Annotated in this window: 18 protein-coding genes and 2 tRNA genes; 3 read left to right on the forward strand and 17 right to left on the reverse strand. The window is 63.2% G+C overall.

Features of this window, described 5'->3' with window-relative positions; all coding sequences use genetic code 11:
• Window positions 1-2 precede the first annotated feature (2 nt).
• The 10 genes from SSA02_RS06520 to SSA02_RS06565 all read right to left on the reverse strand — a co-directional run bounded on the left by SSA02_RS06520 (window position 3) and on the right by SSA02_RS06565 (window position 10,420).
• A complete protein-coding gene (locus SSA02_RS06520; RefSeq protein ID WP_147093232.1) occupies window positions 3-794 on the reverse strand; it encodes a type III pantothenate kinase in 792 nt (263 codons plus the stop codon).
• A 10-nt stretch (window positions 795-804) separates the two neighbouring features.
• Window positions 805-1,533 (reverse strand): biotin--[acetyl-CoA-carboxylase] ligase, encoded by a 729-nt coding sequence (locus SSA02_RS06525; RefSeq protein ID WP_147093233.1) that lies wholly within the window; start codon window positions 1,531-1,533, stop codon window positions 805-807.
• Window positions 1,534-1,621: 88 nt separating this feature from the next.
• Window positions 1,622-1,696 (reverse strand) — tRNA-Val (locus tag SSA02_RS06530).
• Between the two features lie 45 nt (window positions 1,697-1,741).
• On the reverse strand, window positions 1,742-2,032 hold the full coding sequence (locus SSA02_RS06535) for an HU family DNA-binding protein (RefSeq protein WP_371859188.1): 291 nt from the start codon (window positions 2,030-2,032) through the stop codon (window positions 1,742-1,744).
• Between the two features lie 388 nt (window positions 2,033-2,420).
• On the reverse strand, window positions 2,421-4,883 hold the full coding sequence (gene lon / locus SSA02_RS06540) for an endopeptidase La (protein WP_147093235.1): 2,463 nt from the start codon (window positions 4,881-4,883) through the stop codon (window positions 2,421-2,423).
• 154 nt (window positions 4,884-5,037) lie between these two features.
• Window positions 5,038-6,306, reverse strand: coding sequence for an ATP-dependent Clp protease ATP-binding subunit ClpX (gene clpX / locus SSA02_RS06545; RefSeq protein ID WP_147093236.1), 1,269 nt, complete (start codon window positions 6,304-6,306; stop codon window positions 5,038-5,040).
• Between the two features lie 208 nt (window positions 6,307-6,514).
• The gene (locus tag SSA02_RS06550) at window positions 6,515-7,153 is read right to left on the reverse strand and encodes an ATP-dependent Clp protease proteolytic subunit (RefSeq protein ID WP_147093237.1); all 639 of its coding nucleotides are present in this window, start codon (window positions 7,151-7,153) and stop codon (window positions 6,515-6,517) included.
• 145 nt (window positions 7,154-7,298) lie between these two features.
• A complete protein-coding gene (gene tig / locus SSA02_RS06555; protein WP_147093238.1) occupies window positions 7,299-8,630 on the reverse strand; it encodes a trigger factor in 1,332 nt (443 codons plus the stop codon).
• 104 nt (window positions 8,631-8,734) lie between these two features.
• Window positions 8,735-8,819 (reverse strand) — tRNA-Leu (locus SSA02_RS06560).
• Window positions 8,820-8,845: 26 nt separating this feature from the next.
• Window positions 8,846-10,420: an NAD(P)H-hydrate dehydratase gene (locus tag SSA02_RS06565; protein WP_371859195.1), complete on the reverse strand. Its 1,575-nt coding sequence runs from the start codon at window positions 10,418-10,420 to the stop codon at window positions 8,846-8,848.
• Window positions 10,421-10,528: 108 nt separating this feature from the next.
• Here SSA02_RS06565 and SSA02_RS06570 point away from each other — a divergent pair, with 108 nt between their 5' ends.
• From SSA02_RS06570 to SSA02_RS06580, 3 genes are all read left to right on the forward strand, one after another.
• On the forward strand, window positions 10,529-10,981 hold the full coding sequence (locus tag SSA02_RS06570) for a hypothetical protein (protein ID WP_147093240.1): 453 nt from the start codon (window positions 10,529-10,531) through the stop codon (window positions 10,979-10,981).
• 975 nt (window positions 10,982-11,956) lie between these two features.
• On the forward strand, window positions 11,957-13,741 hold the full coding sequence (locus SSA02_RS06575) for a DEAD/DEAH box helicase (RefSeq protein ID WP_246103700.1): 1,785 nt from the start codon (window positions 11,957-11,959) through the stop codon (window positions 13,739-13,741).
• Between the two features lie 6 nt (window positions 13,742-13,747).
• Entirely contained in the window at window positions 13,748-15,034 is a 1,287-nt protein-coding gene (locus SSA02_RS06580) for a class I SAM-dependent RNA methyltransferase (RefSeq protein ID WP_147093241.1), read from the forward strand.
• On the opposite strand, the gene SSA02_RS06585 is transcribed toward SSA02_RS06580, so the two are convergent.
• Genes SSA02_RS06585 through SSA02_RS06615 form a run of 7 tightly spaced genes read right to left on the reverse strand, consistent with a single transcriptional unit; the run spans window position 15,025 to window position 21,030 of the window.
• Complete coding sequence (locus SSA02_RS06585) at window positions 15,025-15,402, reverse strand: HesB/IscA family protein (protein ID WP_147093406.1); 378 nt, start codon at window positions 15,400-15,402, stop codon at window positions 15,025-15,027. The genes SSA02_RS06580 and SSA02_RS06585 overlap by 10 nt on opposite strands.
• Before the next feature lie 46 nt (window positions 15,403-15,448).
• Window positions 15,449-15,829, reverse strand: a complete 381-nt coding sequence (locus tag SSA02_RS06590) for an SUF system Fe-S cluster assembly protein (protein ID WP_147093242.1) — start codon at window positions 15,827-15,829, stop codon at window positions 15,449-15,451.
• A 14-nt stretch (window positions 15,830-15,843) separates the two neighbouring features.
• On the reverse strand, window positions 15,844-17,082 hold the full coding sequence (locus SSA02_RS06595) for a cysteine desulfurase (protein WP_147093243.1): 1,239 nt from the start codon (window positions 17,080-17,082) through the stop codon (window positions 15,844-15,846).
• Window positions 17,079-18,293 (reverse strand): Fe-S cluster assembly protein SufD, encoded by a 1,215-nt coding sequence (sufD, locus tag SSA02_RS06600; RefSeq protein ID WP_147093244.1) that lies wholly within the window; start codon window positions 18,291-18,293, stop codon window positions 17,079-17,081. The genes SSA02_RS06595 and sufD overlap by 4 nt, the downstream gene beginning before the upstream one ends.
• Complete coding sequence (sufC, locus tag SSA02_RS06605; RefSeq protein WP_147093245.1) at window positions 18,290-19,060, reverse strand: Fe-S cluster assembly ATPase SufC; 771 nt, start codon at window positions 19,058-19,060, stop codon at window positions 18,290-18,292. Before sufC ends, sufD begins: the two co-directional genes overlap by 4 nt.
• Window positions 19,061-19,073: 13 nt before the next feature.
• Entirely contained in the window at window positions 19,074-20,561 is a 1,488-nt protein-coding gene (gene sufB / locus SSA02_RS06610) for a Fe-S cluster assembly protein SufB (RefSeq protein ID WP_147093246.1), read from the reverse strand.
• Between the two features lies 1 nt (window position 20,562).
• Entirely contained in the window at window positions 20,563-21,030 is a 468-nt protein-coding gene (locus SSA02_RS06615; protein WP_147093247.1) for an SUF system Fe-S cluster assembly regulator, read from the reverse strand.
• Window positions 21,031-21,051 lie beyond the last annotated feature (21 nt).

Genomic DNA, 21,051 nt, shown 5'->3' on the forward strand with positions numbered 1-21,051 from the left:
CTTCATCCTGGTGCCGGAATAAGTTCGCCCGGGTCGTTGCGTGCAGCGAGCAACCGCAGACCGTCGAGCGTGAGCGTTGGAGCGACGTGCTGGAACAGATCCGTTCCTTCGGAAAAAAGCGGGGCCAGACCGCCCGTGGCGATCACCTTGATCGGGGTCGCCATCTCAAGCGCGATGCGCGAGACGATTCCCTCGACCAGACCGACATACCCCCAGAAAAGACCGGACCGCATGGCAACGGAGGTGTTGCGACCGATTGCCGAAGACGGGCGCCCAACGCTGATGCGCGGCAGGCGCGCCGCCGCCTGATGCAGGGCCTCAAGCGAGAGATTGACCCCCGGAGCGATCGCCCCGCCGCAAAATGCACCCTCTTCATCGACGACATCGAAGGTCGTCGCCGTACCGAAATCGACCACGACGAGCGGACCGCCGAAAAAATGCTGTGCGGCAAGACCGTTGAGACGCCGGTCCACGCCCACTTCGGAAGGTGTATCAACCTTGAGGGGATATCCCCATTCGAGGGCCGTGTTCGCGATCAGCGGTTCGACATCGAGCCACTCGCGGCACAGGCGACGGAGATGATAGAGCGCGGCGGGCACGACGGTGCCGATAATGGCCCGGGTGACGCAGCGGGGCGAAAGACCGGAACGATCGATGAGGGCCAGAAGCCAGGCTGCGTATTCGTCCGAAGTGCGCTGATCGTTGGTCGAGATACGCCAGGCGCCGCGCCATTCGCGCCCGTCATGGACAGCAAAGACGATATTCGTATTACCGGCATCGACGACGAGGAGCACAGACCTTCCTTTATCCTAGCAGTAGAATATCCCCCGAGAGGAATGCCTGAAGGTCGCCCTGGTCGGTCTGGAGAAGTAGCCGACCGCTTGCGTCGAGACCCGCAAAGAAACCCTCTATATAGTTATCCCCCCTTTGCACCGCAAGTCGTGTCCCGAGCGGGTGGGCGCGCTCGAGCCAGGCCGCGCGCAAGGGCTCGAATCCCTCGCGCTCCCAGAGCGACAGGCGGGCTGAGAAAGCGGCAAGAATGCGCTCGGCCGCCTCACGAGGGGCGATCGATCTGCCGAGCGCCTCCAGGCAGATGGTCCGGCGCCCCGGAATTTCCGGAGCGGTGCGCAGATTCGCGCCGATACCGACAACGATCCAGCCCGATCGCCCTGCCCCGCCCCGCTCGATGAGAACGCCGCAGAGCTTCGCACCCTCGCAAACCAGATCGTTGGGCCATTTGAGCTGAAGAACGGCGTCGGGCACGACGGGGGCGAGGGCATCGTGGATCGCAACCGCAACGAGAAAGGGCAGGACCGCGATCAGGGAATCGCTGTCACGGTCGCGACAGATGAAGGAGAAGGAAAGATTGCCTTCGGGCGCCTGCCAGAGCCGGCCGCGCGTTCCGCGACCGGATGTCTGACGATAGGCCAGAACGGCCGTTCCGTCGGCTGCCCCCTTCTCGGCTTCGGATTTACAGAGATCCGATGTCGAGCCCAGGGTTTCGTGGCATGTCAGCGACCAGATGAAAGCCATACGGGTTGCGATCTTGGAGATTGCCGCCGGACCGGCCGGCATGCCTCGTGTCGCTTGCCGTTGCGACGGACAGGAGGCTTCGGGGGAATGGTGGGCGATGACGGGATTGAACCGCCGACCCTCTCGGTGTAAACGAGACGCTCTACCGCTGAGCTAATCGCCCGCAGGACCGGGGTAGAAACCCCGCTGCGTTGCGGCAGTGAATACGTTAACTCACTGCGTCCTTCAAGCCCTTGCCGGGGCGGAAACGTACAGAAACCGATGCGGGGATGTCGATTTCCTCGCCGGTGCGCGGATTGCGTCCCTTGGCCGCCTTGCGCGTGGCCGTGACGAAGGTGCCGAAACCGACAAGGCGTACTTCCTGCTTGCGGGCCAGCGCCTCTTCGATGCTCGAGAAAAGCGCCTCCACGACATCTCCGGCTTTCGCCTTGGGAAGGTCAGCCTTTTCGGCCACCGCTGCGATGAGCTCCTGCTTGTTCAGGGGCTTTTCCATCCTCAATACCTCACAGATCTTGTCACGATGTCGTCCTGCACCGACCGGTCAGTATTCACGGGCCAGCGTTCACAGAACTGGCACTATGAAGCCGTTTGATCGCACGTCAACATCCCATACCCATGCCCGGGCCCGGCTGCAGTGAAGTTTCGAAAAGACTGCGTCTTTCCTGCACGGCCCCGCGCGGACCGCCCTTACCGAACCTCCGTTCCGGCGACCGACGGATCGATCCTTGCGAGCCACCTTCGAAGGCCTCGCCGGAACACCGCACCGGGACGCCCTCCTCCCAAAAAAAAACGCTCTCGGGAAACACCTTAGGAGAGCGCCCGACAGGACATGAAAAAGGCCGCCCCCGAAGGGCGGCCTCCTGTCATGATCCGTTCCGGATGCGCACTCAGTGCGGCAGCTGGTTCGTCAGATTGTCGCCATGCCGGGTCGCGGGAACATCGTCCTCCTCGTCCCATTCGATCGCCTCCGGCGGTCGAACGAGCGCAGAGGCAAGCACCTGATCGACATGAGCCACCGGGATGATCTTGAGCGCATCCTTCACATTGGCGGGGATCTCGGCCAGATCCTTCTCATTGTCCTTGGGAATGAACACGGTCGTTATCCCGGCGCGCATGGCAGCGAGGAGCTTCTCTTTCAGCCCGCCGATTTCAAGAACGCGTCCGCGCAGCGTGATCTCGCCGGTCATCGCAACATCGCGCCGGATGGGAATTCCGGTCATGACGCTCACGATGGAGGTCGCCATCGCGACACCGGCGGACGGTCCGTCCTTGGGGGTTGCGCCCTCGGGAACATGCACATGGATATCGCGCTTCTCGAAGACCGTCGGCTTGATCCCGAAACTCTGCGCACGGGAGCGAACATAGGAAACGGCTGCCGAGACGCTTTCCTGCATGACCTCGCCGAGCTTGCCGGTCGCCTTCACCTGCCCCTTGCCCGGCAGGAGAACGCTCTCGATCGTCAGGATTTCGCCGCCGACCTCGGTCCAGGCAAGTCCGGACACCATACCGACCAGATCTTCCGCCTCGGTCTCTCCATGCCTGAACCGGCGCACACCCGAATACTCACCGAGATTCTCGGGGGTGATCGCGATGGTCTCGATCGAGGAGGTCACGAGCTTCTTCACGACCCGACGCGCAATCTTGGCGATCTCCCGCTCCAGATTACGGACACCGGCTTCACGGGTGTAATGCTGGATCAGGCTGCGCAGGGCGTCATCGCTGATCGAGAACTCGTGCGGCTTCAGATTATGCGCCTCGGCCTGTTTGCCCACCAGGTGACGACGGGCGATCTCGACCTTCTCGTCCTCCGTGTAACCCGACAGGCGAATGATCTCCATCCGGTCCATCAGGGGCTGGGGCATGTTCAAGCTGTTGGCCGTCGTGACGAACATCACATCCGACAGATCGTAATCCACCTCGAGATAATGATCGTTGAACGTGCTGTTCTGCTCCGGGTCCAGAACCTCGAGCAGCGCCGAGGACGGGTCGCCCCGCCAGTCGGAACCGAGCTTGTCGATCTCGTCGAGCAGGAAGAGCGGATTGGACGTCTTGGCCTTCTTCATCCCCTGCACGATCTTGCCGGGCATCGAACCGATATAGGTACGACGATGACCCCGGATTTCCGATTCGTCATGCACGCCGCCGAGGGACATGCGCACATATTGACGCCCGGTGGCCTTCGCGATCGAACGCGCAAGCGACGTCTTGCCGACGCCGGGCGGCCCGACGAGGCAGAGGATCGGCCCCTTGAGCTTCTGGGAGCGGGTCTGGACCGCGAGATATTCGAGAATGCGCTCCTTGACCTTCTCGAGGCCGTAATGCTCGGATTCGAGCACCTGCTCCGCCGAAGCGAAGTCGCGCGACACCTTGGAGCGCTTCTTCCAGGGAATGCTGAGGATCCAGTCGAGATAGTTCCTCACGACCGTGGATTCCGCCGACATCGGGCTCATGCCGCGCAATTTGCGCAGCTCGCCCAGCGCCTTTTCCCGGGCTTCCTTGCTGAGACGGGTCTTGGCGATACGCTCCTCGAGCTCGGCCGTCTCGTCGCGGCCGTCTTCCCCTTCGCCGAGTTCCTTCTGGATCGCCTTGAGCTGCTCGTTCAGATAGTACTCGCGCTGGGTCTTCTCCATCTGCCGCTTGACGCGGTTGCGGATCTTCTTCTCGACCTGCAGAACGCCGATCTCCTGCTCCATATGAGCGAAGACCTGCTCGAGACGCTTGCTGACGGATGCGCCCTCGAGAATTTCCTGCTTCTCGGCGATCTTGAGATTGAGATGGCTCGCAATGGTATCGGCCAGCTTCGAGAGGTCCTCGATCTGGTTGAGCGACACCATGACCTCGGGCGCGATCTTCTTGTTGAGCTTGATATACTGCTCGAACTGGGAGATGGCGGTGCGTCCGAGTGCCTCGGCTTCGCTTCCTGCCTCTTCGGCCTCAGGAACCTCCTCGATCTCGGCCTCGAAATGGCCATCGACGTCGCGGAATTCCTTGATCCGCGCACGGCGCATGCCCTCGACGAGAACCTTGACGGTTCCATCGGGCAGTTTGAGCAGCTGGAGGATCGTGGAGACCGTTCCGAAACGGTAGATATCCTCGGCTGGCGGATCGTCCTGGGACGCGTTTTTCTGTGCAACGAGCAGGATCTGCTTGTTGTCACGCGTCACGGCCTCGAGCGCGCGTACGGATTTCTCACGCCCCACGAAAAGCGGAACGATCATATGCGGGAAGACGACGATGTCGCGCAGGGGCAGGACGGCAACCGTCTCGCTCTTGTGCCCGGTCTCCGGGACATCCTGCCTGGACGCGGGGCTCTGCTTGCTCGCCGCAGTCTTCCTCTTTTTCTCTGTCATGAACTTCTGATCTCCTTGAGGACGATCCTGGCGTGGTCACCCAATCGTGGCGTAAACCTCGCCGCGTCTTTTCTGCCGTGAGAGGCAGAACAAGCCTGATATGTGGTGGAGGAGCGGGCACGGCAAGCCGTTGCCCGCATCGGGAACCCGACGATCAGGCCGATTGCTCCGCAGGCTCGCTCGTCTTGCCCTTGCCGTAGACATAGACGGGGGCCGCACGGTTTTCCGCGACATCCTTGTTGATGACGACCTCTTCCACCCCGTCGAGACCGGGAAGATCGAACATCGTACCGAGCAGGATGTTTTCCATGATCGAGCGCAGACCGCGCGCGCCGGTCTTGCGGGCGATCGCGCGCTGGGCAATCTGAACCAGCGCATCGTCGGTGAAGGTCAGATCGACCCCCTCCATCTGGAAAAGACGCTGGTACTGTTTGACGAGCGCGTTTTTCGGCCTGGAGAGAATGGCGACCAGCGCGTCCTCATCCAGATCCTCGAGCGTCGCAACGACCGGAAGACGTCCGATGAACTCGGGAATCAGACCGAATTTGAGCAGGTCTTCCGGCTCCACGTCATGGAGAACCGCACCGAGACGCCGGTCATCCGGATTCTGGACCTCGGCACCGAACCCGATACCCGACCCCTTGCCGCGCGCCGAGATGATCTTGTCGAGGCCAGCAAACGCACCGCCGCAGATGAACAGCATATTCGTGGTATCCACCTGCAGGAACTCCTGCTGCGGATGCTTGCGCCCGCCCTGTGGCGGCACGGAGGCGACCGTGCCTTCCATGAGCTTGAGCAGCGCCTGCTGGACGCCCTCGCCGCTGACATCGCGCGTGATGGACGGATTGTCCGACTTGCGCGAGATCTTGTCGATCTCGTCGATATAGACGATGCCCCGCTGCGCGCGCTCGACATTGTAATCGGCGGCCTGGAGCAGCTTGAGAATGATGTTCTCGACATCCTCGCCGACATAACCGGCTTCGGTCAGGGTCGTGGCGTCGGCCATGGTGAACGGCACGTCGAGAATACGCGCAAGGGTCTGGGCGAGCAGGGTCTTGCCCGACCCTGTCGGCCCGATGAGCATGATATTGGACTTTGCAATCTCGATATCGTTGCTCTTCTGGGCATGGGCCAGACGCTTGTAATGATTGTGCACCGCGACCGAGAGCGCACGCTTTGCGATGAACTGCCCGATTACGTAATCGTCCAGGACCTTGCAGATTTCCTTGGGGGTCGGAACCCCGTCGCGGGACTTCACGAGATGCGTCTTGTGCTCTTCACGGATGATATCCATGCAAAGCTCGACGCATTCGTCGCAGATGAAGACGGTCGGACCGGCAATCAGCTTGCGCACCTCGTGCTGCGACTTGCCGCAGAACGAGCAATACAGAGTGTTTTTCGAATCGCCGGATTTGTTGTTCATCGCTGCTCCTCCTCCCCGATCGCACTGGCTTCGCGGCCGGAAAACGACAGGGGGAATTCAAAACTTAGGCCAGGCGATGAGAGCCCGGCAAGCCCCTCCGGTAAGGGGCAGGGACCGAATATATGGGGGTCGCATCGCCGGATGACCACCCCCGAACCGTCGCCGATAGCCCGTTTCCGGGTCGGCAGGATCGCAACAGGACTGGAGATCAATCGGCCTCGCCGGTGTTCTTCGGACGCGCCTGCACGACCTCGTCGATCAGACCGAACGCCTTGGCCTCTTCTGCCGAGAGATAGGAATCGCGCTCGAGCTTCTGCTCGATTTCCTCGAGCGAACGACCGGTATGATGGCGGTAGATCTCGTTCAGACGCTGGCGGATGTTCAGGATCTCGCGCGCCTGGATCTCGATATCGGACGCCTGCCCCTGTGCGCCGCCGGAGGGCTGATGCACCATCACCCTGGCATTCGGAAGGCAGAACCGGCGCCCTTTTTCGCCCGCTGCCAGAAGCAGGGATCCCATCGAGGCCGCCTGACCGATACAGACCGTGCTGACGGGACAGCGGATGTACTGCATCGTATCGTACATCGCGAGACCGGCAGAAACGACGCCGCCCGGGCTGTTGATATAGAACGAGATTTCCTTGCTGGGATTGACGCTTTCCAGATAGAGCAGCTGGGCCGAAATGACGGCAGCGACCTGATCGTAGACAGGCCCGGTCAGGAAGATGATCCGCTCCTGGAGCAGACGGGAATAGATATCGAAAGCCCGTTCGCCGCGTGACGTCTGCTCGACGACCATCGGCACAAGCGCGTTGTTGAAGATCTCGACAGGATCGCGATCCCTCATGGCCATTTCCGTTCCTAAACTGGCACCGGCCCTCAAGACGGGCCGGTTCATCACTCACTACAATTTGGTATGGCCACCATGAACGCCTAGAGCCCGTCCGTCAAAAAACGAACGGACTCCGGGAGTCGCGGCGCGAATCAGACGATCAGAGATCGGCCGGCGGAATCTCTGCCAGCTCTTCCGGCGTGACTTCCTTGTCGGTCACCTTCGCCAGTTCGATCAGATAATCGACGACCTTGTTTTCCAGGATCGGACCGCGCAGGCCGTCGGCAGCCTGCGGGTTCTTGCCGAAGAACTCGAATACGGCCTGCTCCTGACCCGGATAGCGCATGGCTTCCTGACGCACTGCCTGCATCAGCTCCTCACGGCTGACCGTGATTTCCTTCGCACGGCCGATTTCCGCCAGAAGAAGTCCGAGCTTGACCCGGCGCTCGGCGATCTTGCGATAGTCGGCGCGCAGGGTCTCTTCGTCCTTGCCTGCATCTTCCTCGTCCATCTCGCCCGAAGCGCGGTCCTGCTCGACGCGCTGCCAGATCTGACCGAACTCGGCATCGACCATGCTCTCGGGCGCCTCGAAATCGGTCTTGTCCGACAGGGCGTCCAGAAGCTCGCGCTTGATGCGCAGACGCGAAAGCTGGGCGTATTCACCCTCGGCCTGCTTGACGATGATCTCACGAACCTGAGCGATGGTCTCGAAGCCGATCTTCTTGGCGAGCTCGTCGTCGAGGGAGGGATCGACCGGGGTCTTCAGCGCGTTCGCCTTGATATCGAACGTCGCTTCCTTTCCGGCGAGCTCCTTGGCCTGGTATTCGGCCGGGAACGTGACCGTGATCACCTTCTCTTCGCCAGCCTTCATGCCCTCGAGCTGCTCGGCAAAACCGGGGATGAAGCCGTCGCCGCCGATCTCGACATTGACGTCCTGTGCGGTGCCGCCATCGAAAGGCGTTCCGTCGAGCTTGCCGACGAAATCGCAATTCACGACATCGCCCGAACGTGCGGGACGGTCCTCTTCGATCGTCTCGAAGCTGCGCTGACGCTTCGCCAGCTCGGCAAGGGCCTTGTCGATCGTCTCGTCGCTCGGCTTTGCCGTCAGGCGGGTCAGTTCCAGTCCGGACAGATCGGGCATCGCGATCTCGGGCAGAACCTCGACATCGATCCTGAACTCGAGATCGCCTTCACCCTCGGCGCCGGAAACCAGCTCGATCTTGGGCTGGGTCGCAGGGCGGAGATTGTTCTCTTCTAGCACCTTGGTGGTGGAGTCGTTGACGACCTGCTCGAGAATCTCACCCGTGAGCGCGGCGCCGTAGCGCTGCTTTACCAGGGATGCGGGCACCTTGCCGGGGCGGAACCCGGGAAGATTGATGGTCCGGCCGAGCTCGGCGAGACGAGCGGCGCGGCGCGCCTCCAGATCGCCAGCCGGCACAGTGATGGTAAAGCCGCGCTTGAGACCTTCGGATTGCGTTTGCGTAACCTGCATCTGTCAGGCGATCCTCTATTGACCGGGTTGCCATCGGGACCCTGCGCCCGGCTTCTTCGCAGCCGGTCGGAGGCAGGACATCCCGACATGGGATTAGAAATGATTGGTACGGGCGGAGGGACTTGAACCCCCACGACTTGCGCCACCAGAACCTAAATCTGGCGTGTCTACCAATTCCACCACGCCCGCACGCACGGCACAGCAGAGCTGCGCCATCAAGCGGGCCGCTTTACAGCAAGATCCTGCGTTTCACAAGCCAGCCCGCCCGCACCCGGTTCCACGGTCGCGGCATCGCGACGGATCGCTTCCGCACGCGCTGCGCCGAGACAGCGATCGAGATCCTCGGCAATCGGCCAGTCCCCGGCATTTCGCCCCGCCTCGCCATGAATCCAGACCCCGGCGCAGGCGGCCTCCCAGCGGGGCATACCCGCAGCGAGCATCGTGCCGATCACCCCGGCAAGCGTGTCGCCGGACCCCGCCGTCGCAAGCGCAGGACTCGCATGGTCGTTCAGCGCAACCCTGCCATCGGGCGCAGCGACGATCGAGACACTGCCCTTGAGCACCACGACAGCGTCGAGCTCTCTGGCTGCCCGACGCGCTGCACAGACACGATCGGCACCGGGCGCGCCGAACAGGCGGGTGAATTCCCCGATATGAGGGGTCACGACCGCAACGCCAGCGAGACGCCCGGGATTCCCTGCCGCCCATCCCAGGGCACCGGCATCGGCCAGAACAATGCGACCGGCATCCAGCAGGAGCGGCAGACTGGCCTCCACCTCCGCGCCCGTCAGACCGGGACCGCACAGCCAGACCTTGCGCCGCACATCCTCGAGCAGGGTCGCGAGCGGCGCGTCGTCGATGACGAGGCCGGGCGCGCCGAGCCGATAGGCGCACGCATTTTCTCCGGCACTGATCCGGACGAGACCGGCACCGCTCGCACGCGCGCCCGCCGCGGCAAGGCGCGTGGCGCCGGGCATGACCGCACCCGCGCACAGACTGACGACGCCACGCGTATATTTGTGATCCTCCGGCGACATGGCAGGAACGTGCCAGAGCCCGGGGGCATTGAGAAAGATATCGGGCCGGGCCGCCTCCAGACATGAAAGAGGCATGCCGATATCGGCACAGACGACCGTGCCGCATTTCCTGCGCCCCGCTGGCAGCACATGCCCGGGTTTCGGACGTACGAACGTCACCGTCAGAGTATAATCGGGCAGGGCATAATCGGGCAGGGCATCACCGGACGGGCCATCGCGGGACGGGCCATCGCCGGATAGCGCATCGTGGGACCCATCGCACAGAACCTCCCCCGTCGTTCCGTCGATGAAACTCGGCATGTCCACGGCAACCAGCATCCGGGATGCCGAGAGGACCTCCATGACATCGGATGAGGGGGCCCGGCTCAGCCCCGCGCCGAAAACGGCATCGACGACCAGATCGGCACGACGCGCGGATTCGGCCGTGAAAGGGACATGCGGACCGCGAAACCGGGATGCGGCGGCGGCCGCCTCGCTTTGCGGTCGGGGCGGGGCGAGCGCCGCAACCGAAACCGGCCAGCCAGCCCGCTCGAGATGCCGGGCCGCGCAATACCCGTCTCCGCCATTATTCCCCGGGCCGCAGAGAACGAGGACACGACATGGCCGGAACTGTTTGCGGATTTCCCGGGCGACCGCCCAGCCCGCCCGTTCCATCAGGGTCCCGATGCCGACCGTCGCGCGGGCCTCGTCATCCATAACGCTGCACTGGGCCGGTGTCGGCAGGGAAAAATCCCGGATCGCGCTCATGGCCATTTCACTCCCCTGTTGATGAATCCATGCATACTGGTAGGGCATACGGATTGGGAACGTGCGAGACACGCCTCGTTTTCCCTCTTCTCGACCCCTGTTTTCGGAGACGATATGTCGAACCCCTTTCTCTGGAGCCTGATTCTCGCGCTTCACCTGCTCAGCATGGCCTACTGGGTCGGCGGGGGAGTCTATGCAGCGCTCGCAAGCCGGAGTGCCGCAGCCCTGCTCGAACCCGCTCCGCGCCAGACCGTCCAGTTGCAGTTGCTCGGACGCTATTTCCGCACGCTGTTGCATGTCGTTCCGACGGCTCTGGTTTCTGGCTGGCTCCTCGTGATCCACATGGGCGGATTCGGCGCCATGAGCCTGCCCGTCAACATCATGCAGGGGCTCGGGCTCATCATGACGCTGTTTTTTCTCAGCATCTATTTCGGCCCCTTCCAGTCGCTCCGCCGCGCCATCCGTCCCCAGCCCGCCCTGTTCGCAACGGTGCGCCGTCGCGTGCTGATCATGGTGGCACTCGGCGTCGTCACGGTCGTTTGCGGCGCCATGAGCGGAAACGTCTGACCCCGGTAACGACCGGTCGCCGCAGAGGCCGGAAATTCTTGCCTTTTGGCGTATTTCCAGATAACGCACAGGCGATCGGTCACAATCCGGACCGGATTTTTCTGAAAACATGCGGCGCAGCTGCGTCACATCATTTCGAGACCTCAACAGTTATCAGAGAGCAGTTTGACCGCAAAATCGAACGCAGGTTCCGCCAAGACCTCCCTCACGCGCAAGAAACGTTCCAACTCCAAGACGGAGCAGGCTGCTGCGGACTCAGAAGCGGGCACGACCGCGACTGAGGCGGCGGGGCCCGCAGACGCGGCGCCTCTCGAAACCCCTCCCGTGAAAACGACCCGCGCCCGCACGCCGCGGGCCGGGCGGCCATCCACGGCGCGCGATGCTGCAGCAGATGCGCCTGCGGCGACGAAGGCGACGGCAAAGGCCGCTGCCAAGCCCGCCCGTGCACGGCGCAAGGCCAGTGTCACGGCCGAATCCGCGCCTGACGAGACCGTCGGGGTCGAGTTCGAACAGGTCGCCACGGATTCCGTCGGGGAAACCCCGACTGCAAAGCGCAAACCCGGTCGCCCCCGCAAAACCGCGAAGGACGCAGGCGGCGCAGCCGATCCGGCGACGGATTCCACTCCGGTGACGGGCCCGGTTGCGGCAGACGCATCCCTGCCCGGGGAAACCGGCGCGACGACATCTGCGGACGCCGCAGAAAAGACCGCTCGCAAACCAGCCAGCGAGTCTGCCCGTCGGTCCGCGCGTCAGTCCGCTCCGGCAAAGACCGGAACGCGCGCGTCAGCCGCCACGAGGAAGTCGGGCAAGGCTGCGCCGGATATCGCCTCCGATGCCGCTGAGTCCGGCATGAAGCGCGAGACCGGCGACGAGTTGGCACCCTCCGGGCCCGGGAAAACGACACCGAAACCGGACACAGCCCCCGCTCGCAAGCGCACTGCCAGAAAAGCCGCCGAGCCGTCCGATGCGACAGACATGCCCGCACAGGACGAAACGACCGCAGCCATTCCGGCAAAGCCGGCGAAACGCCGCGGACGCAAGTCCCAGGCCGACTCTCCGCTTCCCGCCAGGGATGAAACCGCAACAGCGGACGCGCCAGCGATGCCGGACACCGTGCCGACGCCGGTTCCGGTGACGGGGTCCGAAAACCCATCGCAGGAGCGCGCTGCCGAAGACAACGCATCCGAAGCGAAACCCGTATTCGCCGATCTGGGTCTCTCCGAGCCGATCATGCGCGCGATTGCGGAGATGGGATACGAGCATCCCACCCCGATCCAGGCGCGCGCCATCCCGGTGGTGCTCGAAAGACGGGACGTGCTGGGTGTTGCCCAGACCGGAACGGGCAAGACGGCATCCTTCACCCTGCCGATGCTCGAGCGCCTCGCGGGCTCGAGAGCGCGCGCACGGATGCCGCGCTCGCTCATTCTCGAGCCGACGCGCGAACTGGCATTGCAGGTTGCGGAAAATCTGGCGCTTTATGGCAAGCATCTGCGTCTGAACCACGCGCTGCTCATCGGCGGCGAGAGCATGGCGGATCAGCGAGCCGTTCTCAATCAGGGCGTCGATATCCTGATCGCGACCCCTGGTCGTCTGATGGATCTCTTCGACCGGGGCGGGCTGCTGCTCAACCAGACGGGAATCCTCGTCATCGACGAGGCCGATCGCATGCTCGATATGGGCTTCATACCCGATATCCAGCGTATCGTGTCCCTGTTGCCCTCGCAGCGTCAGACCCTGCTGTTCTCGGCGACCATGGCGCCGGAAATCCGGACCCTGGCCGATCAGTTCCTCCATCATCCGGAGGAAATCACGGTCTCGCGTCCGTCTTCGGTTGCGACCACCATCGAAGAGGCGCTTCTCGTGGTCGACGAGCACGACAAGCGTCGCGTGCTGCGAAAGCTCCTGAGGCGCGAGAGCGTCCAGAACGCCATCGTCTTCTGCAATCGCAAGCGCGACGTCGATGTCCTGTACAAATCCCTGCACAAGCATGGATTCGCGGTGGGTCACCTTCATGGCGATCTGGCCCAGTCCCTGCGGTTCAAGACGCTCGAACGGTTCAAGGCCGGTGAGATCCAGATCCTCGTCTGTTCGGATGTCGCGGCGCGCGGGATCGACATCGGGGGGCTCTCGCATGTCTTCAATTTCGATCTGCCCTTCAATGCGGAGGATTATATCCACCGTATCGGTCGGACGGGACGTGCGGGAAAGACCGGCCATGCCTTCAGCCTCGCCTCGCCCCGTCAGCAGCTCCTCGCTGAGGGGATCGAGAAGCTGAAACACGCGCCCATTCCCCTGGCGGAGATCGAGGGAATCGAAACCCTCCCCTGGGCCGATCCGGAGGACAGGAACGCGTCCGCGGATCGTCGTCCCAAGGCGCGGGAGCGCGACAGGGATCAGGATCGCGATCGGGATCGGCGGAAGGATCGCGGCGGTCGTGGCAATCGCCGTTCCGACCGGAGCCGGGAGGCCGACCGGAGCAGAGAGACGGACCGGGACCACGAGGCCGAGCGGGCGATCGAACGTCCCGAAGATGCCCCCGCGCCCACGCGCGAGGAGCGGGCACCCCGCCACGCCTCGCGTGCCGCAAAGCCCGAGCCTCATTCGATCAGCCCGGCGGCCCCTTTCGATCATGACACGCCGAGAACGGGTTTCGGTCACGACACGCCAGCCTTCATGCTGCTCCCACGCAGGAACAGGAAGGCCGAACATGCGGAGCAGGACGAGCATACAGGCCCGATCCAGCATCGCGGCACCGTCTGATCTTCCATGCCCTCATGTCAGGAAGCCACCGTTCTCGGATACGGGACGGATGGCGACGGGCTTGTCTCACTCGGTGACAAGCCCGCTTTCATCCCCTTCGCGGTTCCGGGAGATCGTCTCGAGCTTCTGGTCGGCGACGATCGTCATGTCGAACTCCGCGCCCTTCTTGCCCCGTCTCCCGACCGGGTAGAGTCGCCTTGTGCGCTTTTCGGGGCCTGCGGCGGTTGTGCCATGCAGTCTTCCGCACGCCCCGCATTGCTCGACTGGAAGCGTGGACGGGTCGTATCGGCGCTGGAAAAGGCCGGATTCGCCGCCCTTCCGTCAGCCGATACGTTTCAGGTCGCGCCGGAGACGCGCCGACGGATCGATCTGGCGTTCCGCCGCCTTCCGGGCCGGATCGAACTCGGACTGCACCGACGCCACGGAGACGTGGTGGACATGACCGAGTGTCATGTGATCGAACCCGCTCTCTTCGGACTGCTTGCGCCCCTGCGGGAGGTACTCGCAACCCTTGGCGTCGTGACGGGTACCGGCGATCTGCAGATCAATCTGTACGATTCGGGACCGGATCTTCTCCTTTCGACCGATGCAGCTCTGGCACCGACGGATCGGGTCAAGCTCGCGGCTTTCGGTCGGTCCCATGCGATACCGCGCATGTCCTGGCGCTCGAAGCGACGTCCTCTGGATGGCTGGGAAGTCATCGCGCAGCAGCAGCCGGTCTTTCATGTTTTCGGCGATGTCCGCCTTACCCCCCCGCCGGGCGGCTTTCTTCAGGCAACGCGACAGAGTGAAAAGGCGATTGCCGATGCCGTACTCGGTGCGCTTCCGTCCCTGAACCGGCGCGATCCTGTCTTCGAACTCTATGCGGGACTGGGCACGCTCACCGTGCCGATCTCGACGAAAGCAAGGGTTCTCGCTTTCGAGGGGCACCATGATGCGATCGCCGCCTTGCGCTCCGGAGCGAAGGGGCAAAGGATCGAGGCCATTCACCGTGACCTTACCCGCCAGCCGCTCATCGCGAAGGAACTCGAAAAGGCCCGCGTGATCGTTCTCGATCCGCCGCATGGCGGCGCCATGACACAGATGCCTCATATCGCCCGCTCAGGCGTCGAGGACATCATCTATGTAAGCTGCAATCCGCAGGCATTGCAGAAGGACGCGTCCCTGCTGCGTCAGGCAGGATACGAGATCCTCTCTCTGACGGTCGTCGACCAGTTCCTCTGGTCTACCGAAGTCGAATCGGTCGTCGCCTTCACCAGAAGCCGGAAAAGACTTTCACGTCGTCAGACGTGAAAGCTCTCCCCGCATCCACAACGACCCTTCTCATTCGGATTGCTGAAGGTAAATCCGGATTCGAGATCCTTCACTTCGTAATCCATGACCGAGCCGATCAGGAAAAGCGTGGCCTTCCGGTCGATCAGCAGCTCGAGCCCGTGATCGACGACGCGCTCGTCTCCCGCCGATGGGGCAGTGACGAAGCTCATGTCATAAGCCATGCCAGAGCAGCCCTTGGTGTTGACGCCGATACGCAGGGTCTGCCCCTTGTTGGCGCCTTCGTAGAGCTGGCGCAGCCGGGTCGCTGCACGATCCGTCATCTGCATCAGGGGCGGGAGCGCCCGGGGCGCCGCCTTCTCCTGCAAAGGGGCGCTATCCGCCGCCATGGGGTTTTCCTTCCCGATTTCTGTCTGGCTCATGGGGACCTCCCGTTCAGAACATGTTGAGGGCGAGACGCGCATCGTCACTCATGCGGCTCATATCCCAGGGCGGATCCCAGACGATCTCGACCGTGGCCGCGCTCACACCGGGGAGCGCGGCGACAGCCGCCCTCACCTGCTCGGGCAGCTCCTGTGCGCTCGGACAGTTCGGAGCCGTGAGAGTCATCTCGATATCGACCCGGCCATCGTCATGCAGGTCGATCGCATAGATCAGGCCGAGCTCGTATATGTTGACCGGGATTTCCGGGTCGTACACGGTCGCGATCGCCGAGATCACACTGTCCTCATCGACGTGACCGGGTGCGACCCGGGGGGCGTCCGCCTCGGACGATGCGCCGAGCGGCCGGGTCAGGATATGACCTTCTTCAGACATGTTCGATCTCCCTGTCAGACCAGCATCCGACGCGCCCTTCGGACGCCTGCCACGAGTGCATCGATATCGCCCGTCGTCGTATAGACGCCAAAGCTCGCCCGTGCCGTTGCCGTAAGCCCCAGCCGCCGCAGGAGCGGCTCGGCACAATGCTGCCCGGCCCGGATGGCGATACCCTGCCGATCGAGCAGCACTGCCAGATCATGTGGGTGCGCACCCTCGACCAGAAAAGAGAGCACGCCTCCCTGTTCGCGCGGCGCACCGATCAGGGATACGCCATCCTCCCCACCCAGATGATGCCGTGCATAGGAGACGAGTTCCGCCTCGTGCTCGGCAATGGCGGTCGCGCCGAGCGACTCCATGAACGCGAGCGCGGCACCGAGTCCGACGACTTCGACGATGGGCGGCGTACCGGCTTCGAATTTATGGGGAATATCCGCCCAGCTGGCATGCTCGAAGCTGACGCTGCGGATCATCTCCCCTCCCCCCAGGAAAGGCGGCATCGCCTCCAGGAGCGAGGCCCGTGCCCAGAGCAGGCCAATTCCCGTGGGGCCATAGAGCTTGTGACCGGTGCAGACGAAGAAGTCCGCATCCAGATCCTGCACGTCGATCCGGCGATGCACGGCCGATTGCGATCCGTCGAACAGGATCTTCGCCCCGTAACGATGCGCAAGCCGGGCAAGATCCTTTGCCGGTGTGAGCGTTCCCAGAACGTTGGACATATGGGTGATCGCGACCAGACCGACGCGACCATCTGCCAGAAGCGCCTCATAGGCCTCGGGGTCGATATCCCCATTTCCGTCTATGGGCGCGATGCGCAGCTCGAGCCCTGCACGGTCGCGCAGCATCTGCCAGGGCACGAGATTGGAATGATGCTCCAGCTCCGAGATCAGGATCGCCTGACCGGGCCGGAGCAGCGCCCCGTAGGAATGGGCAACGAGATTGATCGCCTCGGTACTGTTGCGCGTGAAGACGATCTCGCGGCGATCCGGCGCATTCAGAAACGCCGCGCAGCGTGTCCGGACGGATTCATAGGCCTCTGTGGTCCGCTCGCTCATCCAGTGGAGCCCGCGATGGATATTCGCATATTGCGAACGCATCGTGTGGCTCATGGCATCGATCACGCAATCGGGCTTCTGGGCCGAGGCGGCCGAATCGAGGAAGACGAGATCCCGCCCGTAGACCTGCTCGCGCAGGATGGGGAACTGCGACCGGATCGCTTCGAAGCAGGCGCGCGCGTCGTGTGACGACGTCATTCCGGGTCCCTCTTCTGCCACCAGGTTTCGACGCGCCTGTCCAGCAGGGCACTTGCCGTCTCGTCCTGAACCAGAGAAAGCGCATCGAGCAGGAACGCGCGCACGAGCATGGCACGCGCCTCGTCATGAGGGATGCCGCGCGCCCTGAGATAGAAAAGCTGCTCGTCATCCAGCGCACCGACCGTCGCGCCGTGGCTGCATTTCACGTCGTCCGCATAGATCTCGAGCTCGGGTTTGCTGTCGATCTGCGCCCGCTCCGAAAGAAGAAGCGCCTGGTTCATCTGATACCCGTCGGTCTTCTGGGCGATACGATCGACGTGGATCTTTCCCTGAAAGACGCCATGCCCGCCCTCCATGATCACGTTCTTGACCGTCTGGCGGGAGATGCAATCGGGCGCGGCATGTCTGATGACCGATGTCAGATCGGCGTGACGGTTTCCTGCGAGAAGCTGCGCCGCATTCACATGCACGGCAGCGTTGCTGCCGCCGAGATGAGCGAGAACCTCATGACGCGACAGGCGCGCGCCAAGCGTCAGGGTAAAGCTGTCGTACAGCCCGCGGGACGATACATCGGCATTCACGAAGGCCAGATTGACCGCGTCCTGACTGTCCTGCTGAACGCGCAGATGCGTAAGCCGGGCGCCCTCGGCCACCCGAACGCCCAGCACAGGATTGGCGAGATACGGCCCCTCGCCCGACTGGATGTCGAGCAGGGTCAGACGCGCATCCGCCTCGAGCGTGACCTGATGGGCGAGATGGGTCGAAACGGGTGCGTCGCCGGTCACGAGCGCCACCAGAGCGATCTGGCCGGCGTCTGCCCCGGCAGAGACATGAAGACCGAGCCCGGGCTGGGCCAACGCCGTGTTGAGAACGCTGATCGGTCGATCTGCCACGAGCGGCGCATCGGCCGCAACGAGGCGCACGCCCTCCGGCAGACTCGTCAGCTCCGGTACCAGCGCCCCGTTCACGAACACGACGCGATGGCTTGCGTCTGCCTCTGGCGCAAGCCGGGCCAGAAGCGCGCGCGCCTCGTCCGGCGCGACCGGCGCGGGCGCTGCGAAACCGGTCGTTTCGAGCGCGCGCAGCGGTGTATAACGCCACGCCTCGAGACGACGGCCCGGAAGGCCCTGTTGTTCGAGAAGCGTGCGGGCCTGCCCCTCATGGGCGCGCGCCATGAAGGATCCGAGTGCGGAGATCTCCGCCCCGCTCATGCCACCGCCTCGAGATATTGCTGATAGCCCTGGGCCTCCAGCGCGAGCGCCACTTCGGCACCCCCGCTATGGATGATCTGCCCCTTGGCCATCACATGCACCCGGTCCGGCTGGATATAATCCAGAAGACGCTGGTGATGGGTGATGATGAGCGCCGAGAAATCCGGACCGCGCAGGCTGTTGACGCCCTCTGCAACGATACGCAGTGCGTCGATATCGAGGCCGCTATCGGTTTCGTCGAGGATCGCGAATCTGGGACGCAGCATCCGCATCTGAAGCACCTCGTTGCGCTTCTTCTCGCCTCCGGAGAACCCGACATTGACATTGCGCTTGAGCATCTCGTCGGACATGTGCAGGTGCTTCGTCTCGGCCCGCACGGCCTTCAGGAAACCGACCGCGTCCAGCTCCGGCTCCTCGCGCGCGCGCCGCACCGCATTGACGGCCGTGCGGAGGAAATTCGCGTTATTGACCCCGGGCAGTTCGACCGGCGCCTGAAAGGCGAGAAACACGCCGAGAGCGGCGCGCTCCTCAGGCTCGAGCGCCAGAAGATCCGCGCCATCGAACGTGGCGCTTCCACCCGTCACCTCGTAATCGTCGCGGCCTGCGAGCACATAGGACAGGGTGGATTTGCCCGATCCGTTAGGCCCCATGATGGCATGGATCTCGCCTTTGGGAATATCCAGATCCAGTCCGCGCAGGATCTCTTTCGGGGTTCCGTTATCGTCGATCTGCGCACAGAGACCGGAAATTTTCAGAAAATCGTTCATGATGCGGCCTTTGTTACCCGACGCTACCTTCAAGACTGAGCTGCAGAAGCTTCTGCGCCTCTACTGCGAACTCCATGGGAAGTTCCTTGAGAACATCCTTGCAGAATCCGTTGACGATGAGACCCACGGCATCCTCCTCCGAAAGCCCGCGTGACCGGCAATAGAAAAGCTGGTCTTCCGAGATCTTGGAGGTGGTCGCCTCATGCTCCACGCGCGCCGTCATGTTCCTGTTCTCGATATAGGGAACGGTATGAGCGCCGCACTGATCGCCGATCAGGAGACTGTCGCATTGCGTGAAGTTTCGCGCGCCGCTTGCCTTGGGCGTCATGCGAACCAGCCCGCGATAGGTGCTGTCCGAACGGCCCGCAGAGATGGTCTTCGCGATGATCGTCGAGCGGGTATTCGGCGCGAGATGGATCATCTTCGTCCCGGTATCGGCCTGCTGGCGGTTGTTGGTGACCGCGACCGAATAGAACTCGCCGACCGATCCCTCGCCTGCGAGAATGCAGGACGGGTATTTCCAGGTGATGGCCGATCCCGTCTCGACCTGCGTCCAGGAAATCTTCGCGTTGCGACCGCGGCAGGCACCGCGCTTGGTCACGAAATTGTAGATGCCGCCCTGACCGTTCTCGTCGCCCGGATACCAGTTCTGGACCGTGGAGTACTTGATCCGCGCATCGTTCATGGCGACCAGCTCGACCACGGCTGCATGGAGCTGGTTCTCGTCGCGCATGGGGGCCGTGCATCCCTCGAGATACGAAACGGTTGCCCGGTCCTCGCAGATGATGAGCGTGCGCTCGAACTGCCCCGTATTGCGGGCATTGATGCGGAAATAGGTTGACAGCTCCATGGGACAGCTAACGCCCTCGGGCACATAGACGAAAGAGCCGTCCGTGAAGACGGCTGAGTTCAGGGCCGCGAAGAAATTGTCGCTGACCGGCACGACCGAGCCGAGATGACGCTTCACCAGCTCCGGATGCTCGCGAATGGCATCGGAAATCGGGCAGAAGATCACCCCCGCCTCTTCGAGCGTCTTGCGGAACGTCGTCACGACAGAGACGCTGTCGAACACCGCATCGACCGCAACAGGCAACCGGTCGCCGGTCTCGGCTCCCTCGACTCCGGCAAGCAAGGCCTGCTCATGAAGCGGAATGCCCAGTTTCTCATAGGTCCGCAGCAATTCCGGGTCGACTTCCTCGAGCGATTTCGGGCCGGGCTTCTTTTTCGGCTCTGCGAAATAGAACGCGTCCTGATAGTCGATCGCCGGATAATGCGGCTTCTGCCAGCTCGGCTCCTCCATCGCCTGCCAGGCGCGGAAAGCCTGCAGCCGCCAGTCGAGCATCCAGTCCGGCTCCTGCTTGCGCGCCGAGATGAAGCGGATCGTCTCCTCGCTCAGCCCCTTGGGCGCGAACTCCATCTCGATATCAGTTTCGAACCCCCATTTATAGGTCGATTGACCCAGGGTTTCGACGGCTTCGCGTGTTTCCGTTACGGCTGGCATGTCAGCCCTCCCTTTCCGGATGCTGTTCGGCGGGCGCGGCGCGCTCCGCCAGCGCCATATGCCCGGGCGGGCAGGCGCGGCTCATATCGGCGAGATTGATCGATTGCAGGGTGGAGCGGATTGCCTGATTGACCATGTCCCACTGCCCCGAAGACAGACTGCAAAGCGACTTCGCCTCGCAGACGCGGCCTTCCACGCAGGCTGTCAGGGCGATCGGTCCGTCCACCGAGGTGATGACGGCGGCGATCGAGATATCCGAAAGCGACCGGGCCAGCCTGTATCCGCCGCGTGCGCCGCGATGGGATGCGACGAGACCATCCGCAGCCAGCCCCTTGAGAAGCTTGGCGACGGTCGGCTCGGGCACGCCCGTCGCGCCTGCAAGTGCCGCTGCCGTCATCAGCGTGTCGTGATGGCCGAGCTGCACGAGGAGAACGGTTGCGTAATCGGCAAGTTTGGATAACCTGAGCATTCTGCTCCCTCGATCAGTCCC

This window comes from Swaminathania salitolerans, assembly GCF_007988945.1.
Lineage (GTDB): Bacteria > Pseudomonadota > Alphaproteobacteria > Acetobacterales > Acetobacteraceae > Swaminathania > Swaminathania salitolerans.